This is a genomic window from Microbacterium sp. K41, assembly GCF_004794395.1.
GTDB lineage: Bacteria > Actinomycetota > Actinomycetes > Actinomycetales > Microbacteriaceae > Microbacterium > Microbacterium sufflavum.
The window spans coordinates 31,874-55,771 of the sequence record NZ_SSDO01000328.1 but is presented as its reverse complement, the minus strand read 5'-3'; the positions used below and the strand labels follow the sequence as shown (position 1 = coordinate 55,771).

At 70.3% G+C, this 23,898-nt stretch carries 23 protein-coding genes and 1 tRNA gene; 18 read left to right on the top strand and 6 right to left on the bottom strand.

Annotated features, from left to right (window positions below; all coding sequences use genetic code 11):
• Positions 1-27 precede the first annotated feature (27 nt).
• Positions 28-2,580, bottom strand: a complete 2,553-nt coding sequence (gene pepN, locus DW309_RS09705; protein ID WP_136045255.1) for an aminopeptidase N — start codon at positions 2,578-2,580, stop codon at positions 28-30.
• A 164-nt stretch (positions 2,581-2,744) separates the two neighbouring features.
• Between pepN and DW309_RS09700 the strand changes: the two genes are divergently transcribed.
• The 5 genes from DW309_RS09700 to DW309_RS09680 are packed head-to-tail and all read left to right on the top strand — an operon-like array spanning position 2,745 to position 7,628.
• Positions 2,745-3,929 carry a ferrochelatase gene (locus DW309_RS09700; protein WP_136045254.1) on the top strand — a complete coding sequence of 395 codons (1,185 nt, stop codon included), beginning with the start codon at positions 2,745-2,747 and terminating at the stop codon, positions 3,927-3,929.
• A 39-nt stretch (positions 3,930-3,968) separates the two neighbouring features.
• A complete protein-coding gene (locus tag DW309_RS09695) occupies positions 3,969-4,454 on the top strand; it encodes a ribose-5-phosphate isomerase (protein WP_136045253.1) in 486 nt (161 codons plus the stop codon).
• Position 4,455: 1 nt separating this feature from the next.
• Complete coding sequence (locus DW309_RS09690; RefSeq protein WP_136031893.1) at positions 4,456-5,454, top strand: Fpg/Nei family DNA glycosylase; 999 nt, start codon at positions 4,456-4,458, stop codon at positions 5,452-5,454.
• Positions 5,455-5,493: 39 nt separating this feature from the next.
• Positions 5,494-6,135: an FMN-binding negative transcriptional regulator gene (locus DW309_RS09685; RefSeq protein ID WP_136031895.1), complete on the top strand. Its 642-nt coding sequence runs from the start codon at positions 5,494-5,496 to the stop codon at positions 6,133-6,135.
• Positions 6,132-7,628, top strand: coding sequence for an amidohydrolase (locus DW309_RS09680; protein ID WP_136045252.1), 1,497 nt, complete (start codon positions 6,132-6,134; stop codon positions 7,626-7,628). Before DW309_RS09685 ends, DW309_RS09680 begins: the two co-directional genes overlap by 4 nt.
• A 66-nt stretch (positions 7,629-7,694) precedes the next feature.
• Here the strand turns inward: DW309_RS09680 and DW309_RS09675 are convergent, their stop codons facing one another.
• Entirely contained in the window at positions 7,695-8,180 is a 486-nt protein-coding gene (locus tag DW309_RS09675; RefSeq protein ID WP_136031899.1) for a Dps family protein, read from the bottom strand.
• A gap of 132 nt (positions 8,181-8,312) precedes the next feature.
• On the opposite strand from DW309_RS09675, the gene DW309_RS09670 reads away from it, so the two are divergent.
• The 4 genes from DW309_RS09670 to DW309_RS09655 all read left to right on the top strand — a co-directional run bounded on the left by DW309_RS09670 (position 8,313) and on the right by DW309_RS09655 (position 10,678).
• Positions 8,313-8,879, top strand: coding sequence for a gamma carbonic anhydrase family protein (locus tag DW309_RS09670; protein ID WP_136045251.1), 567 nt, complete (start codon positions 8,313-8,315; stop codon positions 8,877-8,879).
• Positions 8,880-8,892: 13 nt separating this feature from the next.
• Positions 8,893-8,966, top strand: a tRNA-Ile gene (locus DW309_RS09665).
• Between the two features lie 45 nt (positions 8,967-9,011).
• A complete protein-coding gene (locus DW309_RS09660; protein WP_446724698.1) occupies positions 9,012-10,274 on the top strand; it encodes a globin domain-containing protein in 1,263 nt (420 codons plus the stop codon).
• A 143-nt stretch (positions 10,275-10,417) separates the two neighbouring features.
• Positions 10,418-10,678, top strand: coding sequence for a DUF6458 family protein (locus tag DW309_RS09655; protein ID WP_136031905.1), 261 nt, complete (start codon positions 10,418-10,420; stop codon positions 10,676-10,678).
• Positions 10,679-10,728: 50 nt separating this feature from the next.
• Here DW309_RS09655 and DW309_RS09650 read toward each other — a convergent pair whose 3' ends face one another.
• Positions 10,729-11,046 (bottom strand): DUF7882 family protein, encoded by a 318-nt coding sequence (locus tag DW309_RS09650; RefSeq protein ID WP_136031908.1) that lies wholly within the window; start codon positions 11,044-11,046, stop codon positions 10,729-10,731.
• A gap of 172 nt (positions 11,047-11,218) precedes the next feature.
• A complete protein-coding gene (locus DW309_RS09645) occupies positions 11,219-12,136 on the bottom strand; it encodes a helix-turn-helix transcriptional regulator (protein WP_136037365.1) in 918 nt (305 codons plus the stop codon).
• Between the two features lie 111 nt (positions 12,137-12,247).
• On the opposite strand from DW309_RS09645, the gene DW309_RS09640 reads away from it, so the two are divergent.
• Positions 12,248-13,147: an alpha/beta fold hydrolase gene (locus tag DW309_RS09640; protein WP_136045249.1), complete on the top strand. Its 900-nt coding sequence runs from the start codon at positions 12,248-12,250 to the stop codon at positions 13,145-13,147.
• Here the strand turns inward: DW309_RS09640 and DW309_RS09635 are convergent.
• A complete protein-coding gene (locus tag DW309_RS09635) occupies positions 13,107-13,592 on the bottom strand; it encodes an Lrp/AsnC family transcriptional regulator (RefSeq protein ID WP_136045248.1) in 486 nt (161 codons plus the stop codon). The two genes, DW309_RS09640 and DW309_RS09635, sit on opposite strands and share 41 nt — an antisense overlap.
• A gap of 169 nt (positions 13,593-13,761) precedes the next feature.
• Here DW309_RS09635 and pdhA point away from each other — a divergent pair, with 169 nt between their 5' ends.
• Genes pdhA through DW309_RS09620 form a run of 3 tightly spaced genes read left to right on the top strand, consistent with a single transcriptional unit; the run spans position 13,762 to position 17,256 of the window.
• A complete protein-coding gene (gene pdhA, locus DW309_RS09630) occupies positions 13,762-14,877 on the top strand; it encodes a pyruvate dehydrogenase (acetyl-transferring) E1 component subunit alpha (protein ID WP_136045247.1) in 1,116 nt (371 codons plus the stop codon).
• A 1-nt stretch (position 14,878) separates the two neighbouring features.
• A complete protein-coding gene (locus tag DW309_RS09625; RefSeq protein ID WP_136045246.1) occupies positions 14,879-15,889 on the top strand; it encodes an alpha-ketoacid dehydrogenase subunit beta in 1,011 nt (336 codons plus the stop codon).
• Positions 15,886-17,256 (top strand): dihydrolipoamide acetyltransferase family protein, encoded by a 1,371-nt coding sequence (locus DW309_RS09620; RefSeq protein WP_136045245.1) that lies wholly within the window; start codon positions 15,886-15,888, stop codon positions 17,254-17,256. Before DW309_RS09625 ends, DW309_RS09620 begins: the two co-directional genes overlap by 4 nt.
• Here the strand turns inward: DW309_RS09620 and DW309_RS09615 are convergent.
• The gene (locus DW309_RS09615; RefSeq protein WP_136032319.1) at positions 17,249-17,851 is read right to left on the bottom strand and encodes a TetR/AcrR family transcriptional regulator; all 603 of its coding nucleotides are present in this window, start codon (positions 17,849-17,851) and stop codon (positions 17,249-17,251) included. The two genes, DW309_RS09620 and DW309_RS09615, sit on opposite strands and share 8 nt — an antisense overlap.
• A gap of 112 nt (positions 17,852-17,963) precedes the next feature.
• Here DW309_RS09615 and DW309_RS09610 point away from each other — a divergent pair, with 112 nt between their 5' ends.
• Genes DW309_RS09610 through DW309_RS09590 form a run of 5 tightly spaced genes read left to right on the top strand, consistent with a single transcriptional unit; the run spans position 17,964 to position 23,894 of the window.
• Positions 17,964-19,517 carry a carboxyl transferase domain-containing protein gene (locus DW309_RS09610; RefSeq protein ID WP_136045244.1) on the top strand — a complete coding sequence of 518 codons (1,554 nt, stop codon included), beginning with the start codon at positions 17,964-17,966 and terminating at the stop codon, positions 19,515-19,517.
• A 5-nt stretch (positions 19,518-19,522) separates the two neighbouring features.
• On the top strand, positions 19,523-21,448 hold the full coding sequence (locus DW309_RS09605; protein WP_136045243.1) for an acetyl/propionyl/methylcrotonyl-CoA carboxylase subunit alpha: 1,926 nt from the start codon (positions 19,523-19,525) through the stop codon (positions 21,446-21,448).
• Entirely contained in the window at positions 21,445-22,596 is a 1,152-nt protein-coding gene (locus DW309_RS09600) for an acyl-CoA dehydrogenase family protein (RefSeq protein WP_136045242.1), read from the top strand. Before DW309_RS09605 ends, DW309_RS09600 begins: the two co-directional genes overlap by 4 nt.
• A 9-nt stretch (positions 22,597-22,605) precedes the next feature.
• Positions 22,606-23,091, top strand: a complete 486-nt coding sequence (locus tag DW309_RS09595; protein ID WP_136045241.1) for a MaoC family dehydratase — start codon at positions 22,606-22,608, stop codon at positions 23,089-23,091.
• Complete coding sequence (locus DW309_RS09590) at positions 23,088-23,894, top strand: HpcH/HpaI aldolase/citrate lyase family protein (protein WP_136045240.1); 807 nt, start codon at positions 23,088-23,090, stop codon at positions 23,892-23,894. Before DW309_RS09595 ends, DW309_RS09590 begins: the two co-directional genes overlap by 4 nt.
• Positions 23,895-23,898 lie beyond the last annotated feature (4 nt).

Below are 23,898 nucleotides of genomic sequence, written 5' to 3'. Positions count from 1 at the left end.
AGAGGCCCGGACGGAGGGTGGCGCCGATCAGTCCTCGGCGTCGCGGGACTGCGCCGCCAGCGCGCGCTCGACGTCGGCGAGGTTCTCCAGCACGAGGCGACGGAGTGCCGGCGGAGCGTCCTGGTGCGAGGACAGCCACGAGCGCGTCGCGTCGCGCAGCGCCACGTCGGCCAGCGCCGTGGGGAACAGTCCGACGATGAGGTACTGGGCGATCTGGTAGGTCCGCGACTCCCACACCGGCAGCAGCATGTCGAAGTACTTCGGCACGAACTCGCCGAGCACCTCGGCGCCTGCGGGGTGCACGAAGCCGAGGGCTGCCGACCGGACGATCGTGTTCGGCGCGTCATCCCGCTCGATCAGAGAGGCCCACGCGGCCTGCTTCGAGGCGGCGTCGGGAAGAGCGGCTCGTGCCTGCGCGGCGAACTCCGCGCCCTTGGCGGTGTTGTCGGCGGCGAGAGCGGCGTCGATCGTCGCGGCGTCCGTCGCTCCGATGGTCGCGAGTCCGACGAGCAGCTGCCAGTTCAGGTCGGCGTCGATCTCGAGACCGGGGAGGGTCTCCTCGCCGGAGCGCAGGCGCCCGACGATGCCGGCGTGCTCAGGGGTGACCAGGGCGTTCGCGAACGCCGTAACGAACTGGAGCTGGCTGTCGCTGCCCGCTTCTGCGGCTTCGGCGAGGGCCCACAGGCCGTCCGCGACCTTGAGTCGCGCCGCCTGGCGCTCCTCGGGTCGCACGTACAGCGTGGCCGCCGTGCGCAGCTGGGCGAGCGTCGTGCGGACCGTGGTCGACTCGGTCTCGCGGCCGATGTTGCCCAGCACGAGGTCGATGTAGTCCGAGGCCGCCGTCTCCGCGTCGCGCGTCTGGTCCCAGGCGGCGCCCCACACGAGGGAGCGCGCAAGCGGGTCGTGGATGTCGGCGAGGTGTGCGATCGCCGTCGCCAGCGACTTCTCGTCGAGACGGATCTTGGCGTAGGCGAGGTCGTCGTCGTTCAGCAGGATCAGGTCGGGGCGCGCGAGGCCCTGCAGTTCGGGGACCTCGGTGCGGTCGCCGTCGACATCGACCTCGACGTGGTGGACGCGCGTGAGCGTGCCGTCCTGCAGCGAGTAAAAGCCGATGCCCAGGCGGTGCGGACGGATGGTCGGGTAGTCCGCCGGGGCGGTCTGAGTGATCGCGAAACGCGAGATCTTGCCGTCGTCGCCCTCGGCCACCACGGGCTCGAGCGTGTTGACGCCGGCCGTCTCCAGCCACTTCTTCGACCAGGTGCCCAGGTCGCGTCCACTCGTGGCCTCGAGCTCCGACAGCAGGTCGCTGAGCTCGGTGTTGCCCCACGAGTGCTTCTGGAAGTACTGCGACACCCCGGCGAAGAACGCCTCGATGCCGACCCACGCGGCGAGCTGCTTCAGCACCGAGCCGCCCTTGGCGTAGGTGATGCCGTCGAAGTTGACCTGCACGTCTTCCAGGTCGTTGATCTCCGCGACGATCGGGTGCGTGGACGGGAGCTGATCCTGGCGATAGGCCCAGGTCTTCTCCATCGCGTTGAACGTGGTCCAGGCCTCGGTCCATTCGGTGGCCTCGGCCGTCGCGATGGTGGAGGCCCACTCCGCGAACGACTCGTTGAGCCACAGGTCGTTCCACCACTTCATCGTGACCAGGTCGCCGAACCACATGTGCGCGAGCTCGTGCAGGATCGTGACGACCCGGCGCTCCTTGACGGCGTCGGTGACCTTGCTGCGGAAGACGTAGGTCTCGGTGAACGTGACCGCACCCGCGTTCTCCATCGCCCCGGCGTTGAACTCGGGCACGAACAGCTGGTCGTACTTCGCGAACGGGTAGGGGACGCCGAACTTCGATTCGAAGTACGCGAAGCCCTCACGGGTCTTGTCGAAGATGTAGTCGGCGTCGAGGTGCTGCCACAGGCTCTTGCGGCCGTAGACGCCGAGCGGGATCACGCGGCCGGAGGCGCTGGTGAGCTCGGAGAACGTGGACTCGTAGGGTCCCGCGACGAGGGCGGTGATGTACGAGGAGATGCGCGGCGTCGGCTCGAAGCCCCAGGTGGCGGTGACGTCATCGTCGTGCACGATGGGCTCGGGCGTGGGGGAGTTCGACACGACCTTCCACGCCGCGGGCGCCGTGACCGTGAACTGGAACGTCGCCTTGAGGTCGGGCTGCTCGAAGACCGCGAAGACGCGGCGCGAGTCCGGCACCTCGAACTGCGAGTACAGGTAGACCTCGCCGTCGACGGGGTCGACGAATCGGTGCAGGCCCTCGCCGGTGTTGGTGTAGAGGCAGTCCGCGTCGACGACGAGCACGTTCTCGGCCTGCAACCCGGACAGCGCGATGCGAGAGTCGGCGAAGACCTCCTGCGGGTCGAGCTGCTCGCCGTTGAGAGAGATCTCGCGCACGTCGCGGGCGATCAGATCGATGAAGGTGAAACCGTCGGGCGTCGCGGAGAAGCGCACGACGCTGCGGGAACCGAAGACCTCGGCGCCCTTCGTCAGATCGAGGGCGACCTCATAGGAGTGCGTGTCGATGACATCGCGGCGCTCCTGCGCTTCGATTCGGGTGAGGTTCTCTCCAGGCACAGCTGTACTCCCAGGGGTGAGGGGATGTCACCGGGGTCGGCGCAGTTGGCGCCGACGGCAACCATGACAGCCTACGCCAGTGCGCGAGGCGGGCTCACGCTCTGTGCGCATTCTCCCGGCGGCGGGCGGACACCGGTGCCTCGACGAGGTGGGAGGATGGAGGGGTGACTGCGATCGAGCCGAATGTCGTCCCCTTTGCCTCGCCTGCCGCCGCCAGCGGTGCGCCCTTCGTGACCACGCCCGTCGCGTACGATGCGATCCTCCTCGCCGGCTTCGGTGGCCCGGAGGGTCAGGAGGACGTGATCCCGTTCCTCCGCAACGTGACGCGCGGCCGCGGCATCCCCGACGAGCGGTTGGAGGAGGTCGCGCACCACTATCGTCACTTCGGCGGCGTGAGCCCCATCAACGGGCAGAACCGCGTGCTCAAGGAGGCGCTCGAGCAGGCGCTCGTCGCGCGCGGCATCGAGCTGCCCGTGTACTGGGGCAACCGCAACTGGGCCCCCTACCTCGAGGAGGTCGTGCCCGAGGCGGCGCGCAACGGGCACACCACGCTGCTCGCGTTCGCCACGAGCGCCTACAGCTCGTTCTCCAGCTGCCGCCAGTACCGCGAGGACTTCGCGCGCGTGCTGGAGGAGACCGGCCTCGGGGAGACCGTCACGATCGACAAGATCCGCCCGTTCTATGACCACCCGGGTTTCGTCGAGGCCTTCGAGTCGGGAGTGCGGGAGGCCATCGAGGGCTTCCTGACGCAGGGCATCGCCGCGCCGGACATCCAGATCCTGTTCTCAACGCACAGCATCCCGACGGCCGACGCCGAGCGTTCCGGCGCCCGCGACATCGACTGGGGCGAGGGCGGCGCCTATGCCGCGCAGCACCTGGCCGTCGCGGCCTGGGTGATGGACCGGGTACGGCAGTCCGTGCCGGCGGCGGCCGACGTGGCCTGGGAGCTCGTCTACCAGTCGCGCTCGGGGCCCGCGTCGCAGCCGTGGCTCGAGCCGGACGTGTGCGACGTGATCGGTGAGCTTCCCGCGCGAGGGCGGCGCGCGGTCGCGGTCGTGCCGGTGGGATTCATGAGCGACCACATGGAGGTGCTCTGGGATCTCGACACCGAGGCGGCGGAGGCGGCGGAAGACGCGGGACTCGCGTTCACGCGCACGCCGACGCCTGGCGTGTTGCCGACGTTCGTCGAGGGGATCGTCGACCTGATCGAGGAGCGGCTGCAGGGGCGTCCGAACGAGGAGCGCGCTCACGTCACGTCGCTCCCCGGCGGCTTCGACGTCTGCCGGCCCGGCTGCTGCGAGAACGTCAGGGCGGGGTTCAAGCCGGCGGCCGCCGGCGTCGCCCCGTGACCGGAACGGGTGTCGGCGGCGGCTTCTAGGATGGAAGCCATGCGCATCCACATCGCCACCGATCACGCTGGACTCGATTTCTCCACGCAGCTGCAGGAGCACCTGCGGGCGGCGGGGCACGAGGTCGTCGACCACGGTCCGGTGGAGTACGACGCGCTCGACGACTACCCGGCGTTCTGCATCCGGGCTGCTCGGGCGGTGGTCGCCGATCAGGAGGCGGGCGTCGAGGCGCTGGGTGTCGTGTTCGGCGGATCCGGCAACGGCGAGCAGATCGCGGCGAACAAGGTGCGCGGTGTCCGCGCGGCCCTGGTGTGGAACCTCGCCACGGCCGAGCTCGCACGGGAGCACAACGACGCCAACGTGATCTCCATCGGCGCGCGGCAGCACACGTACGACGAGGTGACCTCCTTCATCGACCGGTTCATCTCGACCCCGTTCTCGGGCGACGAGCGTCATGTGCGCCGCATCGGACAGATCGCCGACTTCGAGCGCGACGGCTCGCTGCTCCCGGATCCGCGGGGCTGACATGCCCGAGGGTCACTCCGTCCACCGCATCGCCCGGCAGTTCGACCGCAACTTCGTCGGCAAGGTGCTCCGCGCCTCCAGCCCCCAGGGACGCTTCGCCGAGGGGGCGGCGATCCTCGACGGGCGCACGGCGACGAGCGTGCAGGCGGTCGGCAAGCAGATGTTCCTGGAGACCGAGGGCGACCTGTGGCTTCGCGTGCACCTGGGGCTCTACGGTGCCTGGGACTTCGCTGGCGAGATCCTCGTCGACCCCACGATCGCGTCTGCGAATGGACGTATGGGTCAGACGAACCAGCGAGGCACCGTGCTGGAAGACCCGATCCTGGACGACGCCGGAGAGAACTCTCTCGCCTCGATCGGCGCCCCGCGACGCACGCGGGTGCACGTGCGCATGTCCGAGCAGACGAAGGGTCTCGCGGACGAGGGGGTGGAATGGCCGCCGCCCGTGGTGGGGCAGGTGCGTCTGCGGCTCATGACCGACATCACGGCCGCCGACCTGCGCGGCCCTACGGCGTGCGTTCTGCAGACGCCCGAGGAGATGCTCGCGACGGTCGCCAAGCTCGGTCCGGATCCGCTCGTCGGTGATCCGGCCGAGAACGAGGAGCGCTTCGTCCGTGCGGTGCGCAAGAAGTCGACGCCCATCGCGCTGCTGCTGATGGACCAGGCGGTGGTGAGCGGCATCGGCAATGTGTATCGCGCGGAGATGCTCTACCGGCAGCGGCTCAATCCGCACACGCCCGGACGAGACGTGCCGGAGGATGTGGTGCGCGCCCTCTGGCACGACTGGGTGCGCCTGCTGGCGATCGGTGTCGAGACGGGTCAGATGATGACGATGGACGACCTGTCGCCCGACGAGTACCGTGCTGCGATGGCGAGCCGCGACGACCGGCATTGGGTGTACCACCGCGCCGGACTCCCGTGCCGGGTCTGCGGCACCGAGATCGCGCTCGAGGAGATCGGCGCGCGCAAGCTCTACTGGTGCCCCCGCTGCCAGGCGTGAGTCCGCGCTGGCGTGTGCGGGCGCCCCTAGGCTGAATCCATGCGACAGAATCCGAGCTTCACGCTCGCCGACGTGACCGAGATCCGGCGCGTGATCGAGGCCAACCCCTGGGCCACCATCGTGAGTTCGACCGACGACGGGCTCGTCGCCTCGCACTATGCCGTGCTGCTCGACGACGACCGCGACGACCTGACGATCGTGGCGCACGTCGGGCGTCCCGACGACCTCATCCACGGGCTGGGGGAGCGGGAACTGCTGGTGGTCTTCCAGGGCCCGCACGGCTACGTGTCGCCCGGCTGGTACGGCGATGTCCCCGCGGTGCCCACATGGAACTACACCGCCGTGCACCTGGCGGGCACACCCGAGATCCTGACACCGGACGAGAATCTGCGGGTGCTCGACCGCCTCGTGGAGCGGTTCGAGAACGGCATGCCCGAGCCGCGGCTGATGTGGCAGCGTCCCAACGACGCCGCGTTCGTGGAACGGCTCGCCGCAGGGACAGTGGGATTCCGCCTCACCCCCGCGCGCGTCGTCGCAAAGCGCAAGCTCAGCCAGAACAAGCCCGTCGAGACGATCGAGTCGGTGATCGCGGCACTCGAGAGCGAAGGCCCGTACACCAACCGTCCTCTGGCGGCGGAGATGCGGCGCGCTCAGGTGGCGCGCGAGGGGAACCGGGCATGACGGCGCGGAACGACACCGTCGGGACGGTGCGCGCCGTTCGTCTGGCCGGTCCCGGCCGGGAGTTCCTCATCGACGACGAGCCGGTGGACCTTCACCTCGACGGCGGCGTCATCGTCGACATCGCGCCGACCGGCGCCCTGCGACCGCGTGGACAGGTGCTCGAAGCCGATGGTCTCTGGGCGGTCCCCGGCTTGTGGGACAACCACGTGCACACGGTCCAGTGGGCGCTGGCGGCGGAGCGGGTCCCGTTGCATGACACGACCTCGGCGGCGGAAGCCGCGCTGCGGATGGGTGAGGCGCCGACGCTCCCCGACGGACGCCGCGTCGGTACGGGATTCCGCGACGCCCTGTGGCCGGATCGGCCGAGCCTGGAGCTGCTGGACGCGACGACGGGAGCGGCGCCCACCTACCTCATCAACGCCGACGTGCACAGCGTGTGGCTGAACACCGCTGCTCTCGCCCGCGAAGGCTTCCGTGCTGACGACGGGGTCCTGCGCGAGGAGGACGCCTTCGAGATCTCGCGCCGCCTCAACGCGGTCGACCCGGCGCACAGCGACGAGGCCGTGCTCCGCGCCGGTGAGGCCGCAGCGGCGCGAGGCGTCACCGGACTGGTCGATTTCGACATGGCGTGGAACGCCGCTGCCTGGCCGCGCCGCGTCCGTGCGGGCTTCGCCTCGCACCGCGTGGAGTTCGCGTTCTATCCCGCAGACCTCGATCGTGCCGTGACCGAAGGGCTGCGTAGCGGCGAGCCGCACGAGGAACCGGACACTCCCGCCGAGGCGCGCGGTCTGATCCGTGTCGGCTCGCTCAAGATCATCACGGACGGGTCGCTGGGAACCCGCACCGCCGCGTGCTCTCACGCCTATCCGGACGACCCCGGCAACTACGGGGTCCTGACGGTACCGGGCGATGAGCTCGTCGCCCTGCTGACCACCGCGACCGGCGCGGGCATCACGGCGGCCGTGCACGCCATCGGCGACCGCGCTGTCACGTCCGCCCTCGACGCCTTCCTGGTCACCGGGGCGACCGGTTCCCTGGAGCACGCCCAGCTCGTGCGTCATGCCGACCTGGCGCGGTTCGCGCGCCTCGGTGTGATCGCCAGCGTGCAGCCGCAGCACGCCGTCGACGACCGTGACTTCGTCGAGCACCACTGGGCAGGGCAGACCTCTCTCGGTTACCCGCTGTCGTCTCTGTTCGCCGCCGGTGCCGAGGTGCGGTTCGGTTCCGACGCCCCGGTGGCGCCCCTCGACCCGTGGCAGGCTCTGTCGGCGGCGGTCTGGCGCACGGATGATGAGCGGGAATCGTGGCACCCGGAGGAACGCCTCACGGTCGACCAGGCGTTGAGCGCCAGCGTGCGCTCCACGCTCCGCCCCGGGGAGATCGCCGATATCGCGCTCACGTCCGCGGATCCGCGCACCGCAGATGCCGCCGCGTTGCGCGCGATGCCCGTGGCCGCCACCCTTCTCGCGGGCCGCGTGACCCACGTCGGCTGAGCCTCGCGCACGCCGAGAGGGCGGCCCCGGGATCCCGGGGCCGCCCTCTCCGAAGGTGCTGACTGGTCAGGCCGCGATGTGCGACACGAGGAACCAGCGGTCCTTCTCCAGTCCGCGCTGGATCTCGATCGCGACGTCCTGGCTGGTCAGGTCGACCTCGTCGAGGCCCTCGACGGCCGCCTTGACGTCGACGAGGATGGCGTCGATATCGGCGATGACCGCGCGGATGAGTTCATCCGACTGGGCGAAGCCGGCGGCGACCGACGTCGAACCGGCTTTCTCTGCGACGGCCGAGACGCGCGCGTCGATCGGGAGTCCGAGGGCGACGATCCGCTCGGCGGCGGTGTCGGCGAAGTCGCCGGCGTGGGCGACGATGGTGTCGAGGAGTTCGTGGACGCCGACGAAGTTCGCCCCGCGCACGTGCCAGTGCGCCTGCTTGCCGTTGATGGTCAGGGCCTGAAGGCCGAGGACGACGGGGGAGAGGAACTGCGCGGCGCCGGCGGCGACGGTGGGGTCGATGGCGGTGGGGGAAACGGTCTGTGCCTTGCTCATCTTGTGCTCCTCCGGGAGGTTCTCGTGTCTGATGGGAACAACGCTACTCAGCTGAAAATGTTCCGCAAGCAAGATGAGGCATCGCTTACCGCCGCGAATCGGCGCGGGACGGGCGACGGCTAGAGTCGCTGCATGAGCGACGACGCGACCATCCTGTCTCTGCCAGGCCGCACTCCCGATCTCGACGACTCGGTGTTCCTCGCCGCGGGCGCCAGGGTGATCGGGGAGGTGACCATCGGGGAAGGGTCCAGCGTCTGGTACAACGCGGTCCTCCGAGCGGACTCCGCTGCGATCACGATGGGCGCCGGCAGCAACGCACAGGACAACGTGTCGATCCATGTCGACAGCGGACACCGGGTCGAGATCGGAGACGATGTCTCGATCGGGCACAACGCCGTCGTGCACGGCTGTCGGATCGGCGACGGTTCGCTCATCGGAATGGGAGCCGTGGTGCTGTCAGGCGCCCGTATCGGCTCGGAGTGCCTCATCGCCGGCGGCGCGCTCGTACTCGGCGACGCGGAGGTGCCGGACGGCTCGCTGGTGGCAGGCGTCCCGGCCCGCGTTCGTCGCGCGCTGAGCGACGAGGAGCGTGCCGGGTTACGGGAGAACGCTCGGATCTATCGCGCACACGTCGAGACCCATCGTGGTGCGGCGCACGCCGACGCGTCCGGGGAGGAGAGCGGTTCGGACGGGCGGTAGTCTCGGAGGGCAGGGGGCGGTGGCCAAGCTGGTTAAGGCAGTGGGCTCATAACCCAACGATCGCGGGTTCAAGTCCCGCCCGCCCTACGACTCGGATTTGCACGGGATCCATGCCGCCATGCGGCGCACCGGATGAGGAGGCTGAGAGCTTCCGCACTCCGAAGGGAAGTCATGCAGCTCTCACCAGAATCCGAGACCGTCGTTCGCGCCACCGCCGGTGTGGTCGCCGAGCACGCCGAGGAGATTACTCGACTGTTCTATCCGCGGATGTTCGCGGCGCACCCCGAGCTTCTCCGGGTCTTCAACCGGGCGCACCAGGCGCACGGTGAGCAGCCGAGGGCACTCGCCGCCTCGGTCGTTGCATTTGCCGTGTCCCTGATCGATCCCGAGGCGCCCGATTTCACGCCCGTGATGCGGCGCATCGCTCACAAGCACGTCTCGCTCGGTATCCGCGCGCGTCAGTACACGATCGTCGGACACCATCTGCTCGACGCCGTGGGGATCGTGCTGGGCGACGTGGTGACCCCGGAGGTCCGTGCTGCCTGGGACGAGGTGTACTGGCTGTTCGGGTGCTCACTCATCGCGGAAGAGGCTCGACTGTATGCGTTGGCCGGCACCGACCCCGAACACCCGTGGCGCAAGCACCGCGTGGTCGAGCGGATCGCGGAGGCCGACGACGTGGTCACCCTCGTGCTCGAACCCCTCGACGGTGCGGTCGCCGATCACCGCGCGGGGCAGTACGTGGCCGTCGCCGTGGATCTGCCGGATGGCTCACGGCAGCCGCGTCAGTACACGCTGTCGTCTGCGCCCGGGGGCGGAGCACTGCGGGTGACCGTGAAACGGGTGCGCGGGATCGATGGTACGCCCGACGGCCAGGTGTCCGCGTGGCTGCATGACAACGCGATGCCCGGCACGATCCTCGACGTCTCACAGCCCGCCGGTGACGTCGTCCTCGATGAGTCGCACGACCCGCTGGTGCTGGTCTCGGCAGGGATCGGCATCACCCCGGTCGCGGCGATGCTGGACGGCGTTCGACGCACGCAGCCCGAGCGCACTGTGCGGCTCTTCCATGCCGATCGCACACCGTCGTCGCACGCGCTCGTCGGCCCCGTGCAGGAGTACCTCAGCGGCCTGGAGGATGCGACGGCGGTGCGCTGGTACTCGTCGGCCCCGACGGACGCTCCTGTCCTCGACGGCGTGCGCGCCGGGCGGATGGACCTGACGGATGTCGAGCTTCCCGCCGGGGCGCGGGTGCTCCTGTGCGGACCCCTCGGCTTCATGCGCGACATGCGCGCGTCACTGCTCGGGCGCGGCGTGCCCGCGGAGCGGATCGACTACGAGGTGTTCGGCCCCGACACCTGGATGCGCCATCCAGCGGACGCGTCGGCGGCGTGAGCAGCGAGCGGTCGAGGACGCCGGTTCACCGGGGCCTCCGGAGACCAGAACGACAGGAGAGGGCCGTGTCAAGCCCCTCCTGTCGGCCGTCCGGACGCGCCAGCCTCTTTCTGTGCGGCGTCCGCCGCTGAACGGGAGGCAACATGAGCATCGGCACTGGAATCGTGCTCTTCGTGATCGGGGCGATCCTCGTCTTCGCGGTGAACGTCGAGGTGACCTGGGTGAATCTCGACATGGTCGGATACATCCTCATGGGAGCCGGAGTCGTCGTCTTCTTGATCGGCATCGTGCTCCTGGCACGTCGCCGTCGGACCGAGACCGTCTCGCGCACGTATGTCGATCCCGCCACGGGGGAACCTACCACCCGACGGTCGGTGAGCTCGAGTTCCGACGACGGACTCTGAGCGACACGGACGGCTCGCGGGGACCCTGGGCCCCGCGAGCCGTCTGCGTGTCAGCTGAGGTCGGCGCCCTCGAGATGCTCCTCGACGAGGGTGATGCCGCCGCTCGAGTTCGCCGAATGCGCGAGCTCCTCGATCCACCGTCGACTCAGTTCCGGCGGCTCGGGAGCGTCGAACACGAAGCGCAGCGGGATGGAGGGATGCAGCCACAGCGTGGAACGGCCGGGTGCGTCGCCCTCGGGGTGCCGCCAGGAGAGCGTGAAGCTCTCATTGCGACGAAGCTTGGTGGCGATGACGACCTTGAGGTGGGCGAGCGCCCTGTCGTCGATCTGGATCGGGGTCTGAGTGTCTCCGTAGTAGAGGCTTCCCATCGTCAACCGACCTTGGTGCTGCAGAGGACTGCGGTGTTCATGGGGGCTCCTCGAAACATGCTGGGGGCCGGACGGGGTGATCCGGATACTTCGGACTCTAATCGGCTCAGCCGATAGAGCCCGAGAGGGCGCGCAACTCGCCGTCACGCACGAAACAAGTGTGCGCGCGGTGTCAGGTCCGGGGCAACGTCGGCGGCATGGAGTACGCCTCACGATAGGCCGCGGCGAAGCGCGAGGAGTTGCTGAACCCCCACCGCCGCGCGATCGTCGCCACGGAGGCCCCGTTGCGGGCCAGCAGGTCTCTATGGGCTCCGTCGAGGCGGGCCCGACGCAGTGCCTCGGTGGGGGTGATGTCGAGCGCCCGACGGAAGGCGTACTGAAGTCCCCGCGTGGACATGTACGCGGCGGCTGCCACGTCATCGATCGTGATCGGGAGATGGGCGTTGTCGTCGATGTACGCGAGGGCGCGCCGCACCGACGCAGGGGCGCCCGACCGCTGGCTCGGACGCCGCAACGCATCGCTGAACGTCGTCGAGAAGCTCGTCATCGTGAGCATCAGCGCGTGGCGCTCGAACTCCTTCCCGACCAGCGGGTCGACGGGCTCGCCTTCGACGAGCGTGCTCTCGAGGTAGGTGAACATCGCCCCCCACCGGTCGGCGTCGGCGCGGGAATGGGGCGAGAGCCCGGTGGCTTTGAGCTCCACCCGGTCGTCTCCCGTCACCTGACGCATCGTGGCCTGGGCGGCCGACCGATCGAAAACGAGGGCGCGCACGCGGGCTCCGTGCTCCCACGTCGCGTCCACCTGGGTGCCGTCGGTGAGCCACGGCACACCCGCGTCGAGCGGTTGGCGATGCGACCACACCTGCGCGTCCGGAGAGTCGACACGGCACACCAGCAGTTGATCGTCCGGCTGCGTTCTGGCGTGCACCTGTGCGGCCAGGTCGTAACGGAGGACCGTGGTGGCCCCGAGCTCCATCGAACGCCAATCGAAGCGGAAGCGATGGGGGTCGACGTCCTCAAGCGTGGCGGACGGCACGAACTGCTTCCAGGTGGGCTCCACCTGCGCGACATCCCTGGATGTGAACTGCACCTTCGGCTCCTCGTTGCGTGACCGACCCGAAGAGGAAGGCCACTTGGGACGATAACCCATCATGCTGACACCGAGGCAGAGGGTGGCGTCGGTCGCTCGTAGACTCGGGGTATGACCGTGCCTTCCCCCTACGCGGACCGCCTGAGCACCCTCCCCGAGGAGCGCCACGAGGTCGCCGTCCGCGGCGGTGTCACGGCGTACTGGGAGTACGGTCCGCGCGACGCCGACACGACCATCGTCGCCGTGCACGGGTTCCGCGGCGAGCACCACGGCCTCGAGCCGGTGCTCGCGTACCTTCCGGAGGTGCGGGTTCTGGTCCCGGATCTCCCGGGCTTCGGGGAGACCGCGCCGCTCCCCGGACGGCGCCACGACCTCGACGAGTACGCCGCGTGGTTGACGGACTTCGTCGCAGCCACCGCCCCGGGAGCGGTGATCCTCGGCCACTCCTTCGGCTCCATCGTCGCGGCGGCCGCCGTCGCGGGAGGTCTCGCGACGCCGCGCCTGATCCTCCTCAACCCCATCGGCGCGCCGGCACTGGAGGGGCCGAAGGGGCTGATGACCCGGCTGGCGGTGCTCTACTACGCCCTCGGCGCGAAGCTGCCCGACCGGCTCGGTACCGCGGTGCTGCGAAACCGGGTCATCGTGCGCGTGATGAGCATCACGATGGCGAAGACCCGCGACCCGGGGCTGCGCCGCTTCATCCACGATCAGCACGACACCTACTTCTCCCGGTTCTCCGACCGCGACGTGCTGCACGATGCGTTCGTCGCGAGCGTGTCGCACGACGTGCGCGAGTTCGCGCCGCGCATCGACGTGCCGACGATGCTGGTCGCGGCGCAGCGCGACGACATCACGCCCATCGAGGCGGAGCGGCGGCTGGCGACCCTGTTCGCCGACGCGGAACTCGTCGAGATCGCCCACGTCGGTCATCTGATCCACTACGAGACCCCGGTCGAAGCAGCCGGGGCGATCAGGCGCTTCCTGAGGATTCCCGTCGCGCGAGGCCGATGAGCCCCGCCACCCGGAACGGGATCACCTCGCCCATGGCCAGGGAGGTCTCGGTGCGCTCGACCCCGTCGATCGACAGGATGCGCGCGTCGGTGTCGAACAGGTGCCTGGCGTCACGGCACGCGACGCGGGCGAGGAGGTCGGTCGATCCGCTGAGTCCGTGCGCCTGCACGACCTCGGGGATGCGGGCGAGTTCGGTGATGATGCGGGGAAGCTCGGTCTGGCGTACGCCGATGCTGACGAAGGCCTGCAGCGGGAAGCCCAGGACGTCGGGGGAGAAGGCGCGCTCGTAGGAGAGGAAGACGCCGGTCTGATCCAGGCGGGCCATCCGCGCTTGGATCGTGTTGCGTGACAGCCCCATCTTCTCCGCGAGCGCGACGATCGTGATCCGCGGATCGTCGGCGAGCGACGCGAGCAGCTCGAGATCGATTCGGTCCAGTCCAGGCATAGTGCCAAACCCTAGCAGGCCCGAACTGGCGAAAAATGAGCAACATGCTCAAGTGGTGGACGATTGCTTGAGCGAGGTGTTGAGCAGACGTACCCTCAGACCATGCCGGTGATGACGCCGGCACCGTTGCGCGAAGCCCCACGAGGGCCGCCGGACGAGGAGGACGACGATGTCACCGCAGGCCACACCGATCGCAGACACCGCCCAGGATCTGGAACTCTCGGAGCGCCTTCTCGCCCCGGACGGGTCCCGCGTTCCGAACCCGCGCCTCGACCCGTTCGTCGTGGACGTGGACGCCGCGCAACTCCGCGCGCTCCACCGCGACATGGTCGTACTCCGTCGCATCGACGCGGAGGGCGTGGCGCTGCAGCGTCAGGGCCAGCTCGGACTGTGGGCGCCGTGTCAGGGCCAGGAGGCGACGCAGATCGGCACCGCCCGAGCTCTCGACCCCCGCGACTTCGTGTTCCCCAGCTACCGTGAGACCGGCGTGATCTACGCGCGCGGCGCCCAGCCGGGCGATTACGTGCGCATGTGGCGCGGGGAGGAGGGGGCGGCGTACGACCCCGCGGCTCTCGGTGTCGCGCCGCTGCAGATCATCATCGGCGCGCAGACGCTCCACGCCGTCGGCTACGCACTGGGGATCCAGTACGAGAAGGCGGCGGAAGTGGCGGTCACCTATTTCGGGGACGGTGCGACGAGTCAGGGTGACGTGAACGAGGCGATGATCTTCGCCGCCTCGTACCAGGCCCCCGTCGTGTTCGTCTGTCAGAACAACCACTGGGCGATCTCGGAGCCGGTCGCCGTGCAGTCCCAGTACCCGATCGCGGGACGCGCGCCCGGATTCGGGATCCCCAGCCTGCGGGTCGACGGCAACGACGTGCTCGCGTGCCTGGCGGCGATGCGGTGGGCCCTCGACCATGCGCGTTCCGGCCGTGGACCCGCGTACATCGAGGCCGTGACCTACCGCATGGGCCCGCACACCACCGCGGACGACCCCACCCGGTACCGCGACGACGCGGAGCTGGAGGCCTGGCGTCGGCGGGATCCGATCGCTCGGCTCGAGGCGTACCTGCGCAGTGTGGGGGAGTTCGACGACGACCACGTGGCGGACACGCAGGCGGCGGCTGACGCGGTGGCGAAGGAGATGCGGGCGGCCTGTCTCGGAATGGTCACGCGTCCGCCGCTGGCCGTGTTCGACGGCGTGTACGCCGAGCCGCACACGGGGCTGGAGCGTCAGCGCGACGAATACGCCGCGTATCTCGCGTCGTTCGAGAGCGAGGTGTGACATGACCCAGCTCACGCTCGGCAAGGCCCTCGGCGCCGGACTGCGTCAGGCCATGCGCGACGACGACAAGGTCGTGCTCCTCGGCGAGGACATCGGCAAGCTCGGAGGGGTGTTCCGCATCACCGATGGGCTGCTCGACGAGTTCGGCGCCGCGCGGGTGATCGACACCCCGCTCGCCGAGTCGGGCATCGTCGGCACGGCGGTCGGGCTCGCGTTCCGCGGCTACCGCCCGGTGGTCGAGATCCAGTTCGACGGCTTCGTGTACCCGGCATTCGATCAGATCGTGTCGCAGGTGGCGAAGCTGCACTATCGGACTCAGGGCCGGGTGAAGATGCCCCTCACGATCCGCATCCCGTGGGCCGGAGGCATCGGAGCCGCGGAGCACCACTCCGAGTCGCCGGAGGCCTACTTCGCGCACACCGCCGGGCTGCGCGTCGTCGCGGTGTCGAACCCGGAGGACGCGTACCGCAGCCTGCGTCAGGCGATCGCCTCGGACGACCCCGTCGTCTTCTTCGAGCCCAAGCGCCTCTACCACCACAAGGGCGAGGTCGACCTGGAGGCACCGCTCGCCGACGCGCCGCCGATGGGACTCGCCCGCGTGGTCCGTGCGGGCACGGACGCGACGGTGATCGCCTACGGTGCGATGGTGACGACGGCGCTGCAGGCCGCCGACGCCGCTGAAGACGAGGGGCTGTCGTTGGAGGTCGTCGATCTCCGCTCGCTCTCGCCCGTGGACTACGACTCGGTCGCCGCCTCGGTGCGCAAGACGGGCCGGGTCGTGGTCGCGCACGAAGCCTCCAGGGAAGCCGGGCTCGGTGCCGAGGTCATCGCCAGCATCACCGAGCGCTGCTTCGAGTACCTCGAGCACGCGCCGCTGCGCGTGACCGGACGCGACGTGCCGTATCCGCCCGCGAAGCTCGAGAAGTACCATCTGCCCGACCTCGACCGCATCCTCGACGCTGTCGATCGTGTGATGGACCGCCCGAACAGCCTGACGGGAGCGGACGCATGATCGCCGAGTTCCGTCTGCCCGACCTGGGGGAAGGGCTCACCGAGGCGGAGGTCGTGCAGTGGCTCGTCTCGCCCGGCGAGAAGGTGGCGCTGAACCAGACCCTCGCCGAGGTCGAGACCGCGAAGGCCGTGGTGGAACTGCCCTCGCCCTACGAGGGCACCGTGTCCAGCCTGCATGCCGAGGCGGGCGAGACCGTGGCGGTGGGGGCACCGCTCATCGCCTTCGACGTCGCCGGTGAGGAACCGCAGACTCCGACCCCCGCGATCGAGGGTGCCGAGGCCGAAGGCAGCGAGAAGACGCAGCCGAACCTCGTCGGCTACGGTGCTGCTCCCACGACGGCGGGCCGGCCCGCGCGGCGTGCCCGTCGGATCGGTGGCGCGAGTCCGGCGGCGGACACCGCGGTCCTGGAGGCGGCTCCCCACGACGCCTCGCCCTCGGCGTCCGTGGAGACCGTGATCGAACGGCCGCGCTCGACGCCGCCCGTGCGGGCGCACGCGAAGCGCCTCGGCGTCGACCTGGTGCTGGTCGCGGCGGAGGTCGGCGACCGGCTGATCACACGTCAGGATGTCGACGCGTACGCCGAGCGGCTCGCGGCCCGCTCGGACGCGACGCGCACGCCCGCGCCCGTGCCGGGGAGTGCCGCTCGTCCGACCGGCCACCAGCCCGACCGCGAGACCCGCATCCCGATCCGGGGGGTGCGCAAGCACACCGCGGCGGCGATGGTGCAGAGCGCGTTCACGGCGCCGCACGTCACCGTGTTCCATACGGTCGACGTCACCGCGACGATGGACCTGCTGGCACGACTGCGCGAGGATCGCGCACTCAGTGGCCACCGGATCGGTCCGCTCGCCGTCGTCGCGAAAGCGGTGTGCCTTGCCCTCGGCGGGGCGCCGGGCCTGAACGCGCGGTGGGATGAGGAGGCGGGCGAGATCGTCCAGTACGGCTACGTCGACCTCGGGATCGCCGCGGCGACCGAGCGGGGCCTGATCGTGCCGATGATCCGCGATGCGGAGCGGATGACCCTGGTGGAACTCGCGGATGCCATCGCGGCGCTCGCAGAGACGGCTCGCGCGGGCAAGACGTCGCCCGCGGAGCTGTCCGGCGGCACGTTCTCGATCTCGAACATCGGAGTGTTCGGCGTGGATGCCGGGACGCCGATCCTGCCGCCGGGTCAGTCGGGCATCCTCGCGGTCGGTGCGGTCAGGCGGCAGCCGTGGGAACACGCCGGAGAGATCGCGCTGCGTCAGGTGATGACGCTGAGCCTCTCGTTCGACCACCGGATTGTGGACGGCGCGGAGGGCGCCGCGTTCCTGAAGGCCGTGGCCGACGTGCTCGAGGAGCCCGGCAGGGCGATGCTGCTCAGATGAGGGCGCGCAGCGCCGCCTCCGCCATCGTGACCAGTACGGTCGCGGTGGCGGAGTGCCGCCTCGTCGCGGCTCGCGTGCTGTGGGGCGTCGAGTTGATCAGCCCGAAGCACGCCTGGACGCGCAGCCGGAGTTCGTCGCGGGCGACGTCGTCGCGGGGATCGATCGCGGCGAGCGCGTCCATCCAGAGCTCGATGTAGGCACGCTGGAGCCGGCGGACCTCGGCGCGGTCGGCGTCGGCCAGATGCGCGACGTCGCGGTCCTGCACCTGGATGACCTCGGCGTTGCCGAGCGCGAAGTCCACGTGGAACCGGATGAGCGCGCGCATGCGCTCCTGAGGGTCGGCGGCGGATACCGCCACGCGGTCACCCCCGTCGACCAGGTCGTGGCTGACCTTGACGAGCACGGCGCCGAGCAGGGCCTGTTTTCCCGCGAAGTGTCGGTAGACGGCGGGGCCGGAGACTCCGACCGCTGCACCGATCTCCTCGAGGCTCACGCCGGTGTAGCCGCGATCGGCGAACAGCCGGGCGGCAGCGTGCAGCAGCGCGTCGGACCGTTCGGCTTTCGCACGGTCCCTGGCGGTGAGCGGGCTTGTCATCTCAGTTAATCCTCGCTAACCTGAATCATCGGGTTAGTGAACACTAACCGAGAATGCGTGCACCGCGCCAGGGCAGTCCGTGGCGCGGTCGTGGGTCGAGGAGGACATCACGATGCCGGCAACCCAGGAAGATCTGGCGCACGAGCTGCGTGCTCGGATCGCGACCGCCGCCCTCGGCGGTCCGGAGGCGTCGCGCGAACGTCACGTCGCGCGCGGCAAGCTGCTTCCGCGCGACCGGGTCGCGCGGGTGCTCGACGAGGGCAGCCCCTTCATGGAGATCGCTCCGCTGGCGGCGGACGGCCTGTACGGGGGAGAGGCGCCGGGAGCCGGGGTCATCGCGGGTATCGGACTCGTCCACGGCCGCCACGTCATGGTCGTCTGCAACGACGCGACAGTGAAGGGCGGCACCTACTACCCGCTCACGGTCAAGAAGCACCTGCGGGCACAGGAGATCGCGCTCGAGAACCGCCTCCCGTGCCTGTATCTCGTCGACTCGGGCGGGGCGTTCCTGCCGCGACAGGACGAGGTCTTCCCCGATCGCGACCACTTCGGGCGCATCTTCTTCCACCAGGCGCGCCTCTCGGCCGCGGGTGTTCCGCAGCTCGCCGCCGTGCTCGGGTCGTGCACCGCCGGCGGAGCGTATGTCCCGGCGATGAGCGACGAGACGGTGATCGTGCGCGATCAGGGCACCATCTTCCTGGGCGGACCTCCGCTCGTGAAAGCCGCGATCGGCGAGGTCGTCTCCGCGGAGGAGCTCGGGGGTGGAGCGCTCCACGCGAAGCGCAGCGGCGTCGTCGACCACCTCGCGGAAGACGACGAGCACGCACTGGAGATCCTGCGGGACATCGTCGCGACGCTTCCCGCGCCCGCCTCGCCCGCCTGGGAGGTCGTCGAGAGCAGACCGCCGTCCGAGACGGGCTCACTGTACGACGTGGTCCCGGTGGACGTGAACGCGTCCTACGACGTGCACGTCGTGATCGACCGGCTCGTCGACGGCGATAGCTTCCGGGAGTTCAAGGCCGAATACGGCACCACCCTCGTCACCGGCTTCGCGCGCCTCCACGGACACCCGGTCGGCATCGTCGCGAACAACGGCGTGCTGTTCAGCGAGTCGGCGCTCAAGGGCGCCCACTTCATCGAGCTGTGCGACCAGCGCGGCATCCCGCTGCTGTTCCTGCAGAACATCACCGGCTTCATGGTCGGGTCGGACGCGGAGGCCGGAGGGATCGCGAAGGACGGGGCCAAGATGGTCACCGCGGTCGCGACCACCCGTGTCCCGAAGCTCACCGTGATCATCGGCGGGTCGTTCGGGGCGGGCAACTACTCGATGTGCGGGCGCGCCTACTCCCCGCGGTTCCTGTGGACGTGGCCGGCGAGCCGCATCTCGGTCATGGGCGGTGCTCAGGCCGCATCGGTCCTGGCCACGGTGAAGGAAGACCAGCTGGCCGCGCGCGGTGAGACCTGGGCGCCCGACGACCGTGCGGCGTTCGAGGAGCCGATCCGCGAGCAGTACGAGCGGCAGGGCGAGCCGTACTACGCCACGGCGCGCCTGTGGGACGACGGCATCGTCGACCCCGCGCAGACCCGCGACCTGCTCGGGCTGGCGCTCGATGTCGTCTCCCGCACCCCGCTGCCCGAACCGCGCTTCGGCGTCTTCCGGATGTGAGCCCCATGTCTTCGTCACCCTCTCTCTCGTTCACCACCGTCCTCGTCGCGAACCGCGGCGAGATCGCCCGACGCATCATCCGCACGCTCCGCGCTCTGGGTATCCGCAGTGTCGCGGTCTACAGCGATGCCGACGCGGGGGCACCCCATGTGCGCGAGGCCGACGTGGCGGTCCGCATCGGGCCGGCTCCGGCGGCCGAGTCCTATCTCGACATCGATGCCGTCGTCGCGGCCGCGCGGGCCACCGGCGCGCAGGCGATCCACCCCGGCTACGGCTTCCTGTCCGAGAGCGTCGGGCTGGCGGAGGCGTGCGCCGAGAGCGGAATCGTGTTCGTCGGCCCCTCCGTGACGGCGCTGCAGGTCATGGGCGACAAGGCCAGGGCGCGGGAGCACGTCGCGCGGAGCGGGGTGCCGGTCGTGCCGGGGTTCGACGCACGTGGGCTGTCCGACGCGGAGATCGAGGAGGAGGCGGACGCGGTTGGGTTCCCCCTCCTGGTGAAGCCGAGCGCGGGCGGAGGCGGCAAGGGCATGGAGGTCGTCGCGGACGCGGCCGCACTGCGCCCCGCCCTGTCCTCCGCGCGACGGGTCGCCGCCGCGGCCTTCGGCGACGACGCGCTCATCCTCGAACGGCTCATCGCCCGGCCGCGGCACATCGAGGTGCAGGTCTTCGGCGATGCACACGGCCGGGTGGTGGCGCTGGGCGAGCGCGAGTGCACGCTGCAGCGACGGCATCAGAAGGTCATCGAGGAGGCGCCGTCGGCCGGCATCCCCGAGGACACGCGCGACCGGCTCCTGACGGCGGCGGTGCGCGCGGCGGAGAGCGTCGCCTACGTCGGGGCCGGCACCGTGGAGTTCCTGGTCGATGCGGACGCCCCGGAGAACGTGTTCTTCATCGAGATGAACACGCGCCTCCAGGTCGAGCACCCGGTGACGGAGGAGGTGACAGGGCTCGACCTCGTGGCGCTGCAGCTGCAGGTCGCCGACGGTCGTCCCCTCGAGGTCGAGCCACGCGGGCGGGGTCATGCCGTCGAGGCGCGCGTGTACGCCGAGGCTCCGGAGCGCGGCTTCCTGCCGTCCACCGGGACCGTGCTGCTGTTCGAGGCCCCGGACGGGGTCCGGGTCGACGCGGCTGTCGAGACGGGCAGCGTGGTGACGGGCTACTACGATCCGATGATCGCGAAGGTGATCGCTCACGCCGACGACCGGGCGACCGCCCTCCGCCGCCTGGACGACGCCCTGGCGCGCACCGTGGTGCTGGGGGTCGACACGAACATAGGGTTCCTGAGGCGGCTGCTGCACGACGAGCGTGTCGTCGCGGGCGACCTCGACACGGGGCTGATCGAGACGCTGCTCCCGCTGGAGCCGAGCCGACCCTCCGCATCGCAGCTCGCCGCTGCAGCCGCCGCTCTCCAGCCCGTCGGGGCATCGCCGCGAGCCGCCGACCCGCTGTGGGGACGACTCGCCGGGTGGCGGCTCGGCGCCGATCCCGCTCCGGTCGCGCCCCTCACCGTGCTCACCGATGACGACGCGGTGGTCGAGCTGCACGACGCCGATCCCGGACGTTCGACGGTGCGCGCGGCCGTGGATGCCGACGGGGCGGTGTGGGTCGTCGAAGACGGGGCCACCATGAGGCTTCTGCCCGTGGATCGGCGCGCGCGCCTCCAGCGTCGGCTGGCCGCGACCGGCGACGGTGGTCGCGCGAGCGAGCCGGAGGGACGAGCCCCGATGCCGGGGAGCGTGGTGGCCGTGCACGTCGCGGACGGCGCGGTCGTCGCGGCCGGCGAGCCGCTCGTCGCGATCGAGGCCATGAAGATGGAGCACCAGGTGCTCGCCCCGCACGACGGGGTGGTGCACCTGTTGGTCGCGACCGGCGACCAGGTACGGCGCGACCAACCGGTCGCCCGGGTGACGACGATGGAGGACGACCGATGATCGAGAGCCTGACCGACGAGGAGCGCGAGCTCGCGGGGATGGTGCGGGAGTTCGCCGACACCGTGGTCGCCCCGCAGTCCTACGAGGCCGACCGCACGCACACGCTCTCGATGGACGTGGTTGCGCAGATGGGCGAGCTCGGGCTGTTCGGCCTTCCCTTCCCCGAGGAGTACGGGGGACAGGGCGGCGACTATATGGCGCTCGGCATCGCGATCGAGGCGCTGGGCCGGGTCGACCAGTCGATCGCGATCACGTTGGAGGCGGGGGTCAGCCTGGGCGCGATGCCGATCTACCGGTTCGGCTCGGACGAGCAGAAGCGCGAACTGCTGCCTGACCTGCTCGCCGGACGCGCTCTCGCCGGGTTCGGGCTGACGGAGCCGGAGGCGGGAAGCGACGCCGGCGCCACGCGAACCACCGCACGGCTCGACGGCGACGACTGGGTGATCGACGGGTCCAAGCAGTTCATCACCAACTCCGGCACGCCGATCACGCGCTTCGTGACGGTGACCGCCGTGACCGGCGCGACCGAGGGACGCAAGGAGATCTCGACGATCATCGTGCCCAACGGCACCCCGGGGTTCACGGTCGAGCCGCCCTACGACAAGGTCGGCTGGAACGCCTCGGACACCCACCCGCTCACGTTCGACGGGGCGAGGGTGCCCGCCGGCAACCTGCTGGGGGCGCGTGGCAGCGGGTTCCGCAACTTCCTGAGCATCCTCGACGAGGGTCGCATCGCGATCGCCGCCCTCTCCACCGGTGCGGCCGAGGGGTGCCTGGAGGCGGCGGTCGCCTACGCGAAGAGTCGCACGATCTTCGGCAGCGCGCTCAGCACCCGGCAGAACGCCCAGTTCACGCTCGCCCGCATGCGTGCGCGTGTGCACACCGCGCGACTCGCGTGGCACCATGCCGCCCGGTTGCGCGACGCGGGCTCCCCGTTCGCGGAGGCCGCGGCCATCGCGAAGCTCGTGGCGGGAGAGGCCGCGATGGACAACGCGCGGGATGCGACGCAGATCTTCGGCGGCAACGGCTTCATGAACGAGTTCCCCGTGGCACGCCACTACCGCGACTCCAAGATCCTCGAGATCGGCGAGGGCACGACGGAGGTCCAGCTGCTGGTGATCGCCAGGGCCCTGGGGCTCGCCGGGTAGCGTGGAGGGATGAGCATGCGCGACATCGAGCAGCGCGGACTGTACTTCGAGGAGTTCGACACGGGCGTGCGGTACCTGCATCGACCGGGGCGCACGGCGACCGAGGCCGACAACGTGCTCTTCACGACGCTCACCATGAACACGCAGGCGCTGCACCTCGACGCCGCCTTCGCCGACGCCAGCGAGCCGTTCCACGCGCGACTGATCAACTCGATGTGGACCCTGTCCACGATGGTCGGGACCTCGGTGGCGCAGCTCACGCAGGGCACGCTCGTGGCGCAGCTCGGCATGGGCGACATCGCGTTCCCGCACCCGCTGTTCGCGGGCGACACCCTCACCACGGAGACCGTCGTGGAGGAGAAGCGCCTGTCATCCTCCCGCCCGGGGACGGGGGTCGTGCGACTCGCGCACACGGGGCGGAACCAGGACGGCACCGTGGTCGCCACGGCCACGCGCACGGTACTGGTCCGCTGCCGCCCGGAGGCGTCCGCATGAGCTTCGACCTCGGCCCCGCGCTGCTGTTCTGCCCGGCGGATCGCCCGGAGCGCTTCGCGAAGGCGCTCGACCGCGCCGACGCGGTCATCCTCGACCTGGAGGACGCGGTGCTTCCGGCGGCGAAGGCCGAGGCCAGAGCGAACGTGCGATCGGCCGCGCTCGACCCGGCGCGCGTGATCGTGCGGGTGAACGCGCCGAGCTCCGCCGAGTTCGACGCCGACCTCGCGGCCCTGGCGGAGACGGGCTTCCGGACGGTCATGGTCGCGAAGAGCGAGAGCGCGTCCGATCTCGACCGTCTCGGCGACGCGTACGACCTGATCGCGCTGTGCGAGACGGCGCGCGGCGTCCACGCGGCGCCCGACATCGCGGCGCACCCGCGGGTGGTCGCCCTGATGTGGGGAGCGGAGGATCTGGTCGCCTCACTCGGCGGCACGTCCTCGCGGACCGCGGCCGGCCTCTACCGCGACGTCGCCCGCTACGCCCGCTCGCGCGTGCTGCTGGAGGCGGGCGCGCACGGCAAGGCAGCCATCGATGCCGTGCACGTCGACATCGGCGACCTGGAAGGGCTGCAGCAGGAGGCCACCGACGCTGCGGCATCCGGCTTCCGCGCCACGGCGTGCATCCACCCGAGCCAGGTGTCCATCGTGCGAGAGGCCTACCGCCCCGACGCCGAGACCGTCGCGTGGGCGAGGGCCGTGCTGGAGGCAGCCGCCACGGAGCGCGGTGTCTTCCGGTTCGACGGTCGCATGGTGGACGAGCCCGTGCTCCGGCACGCGCGCTTCGTGGTCTCCCGCGCCCGCTGAGGCC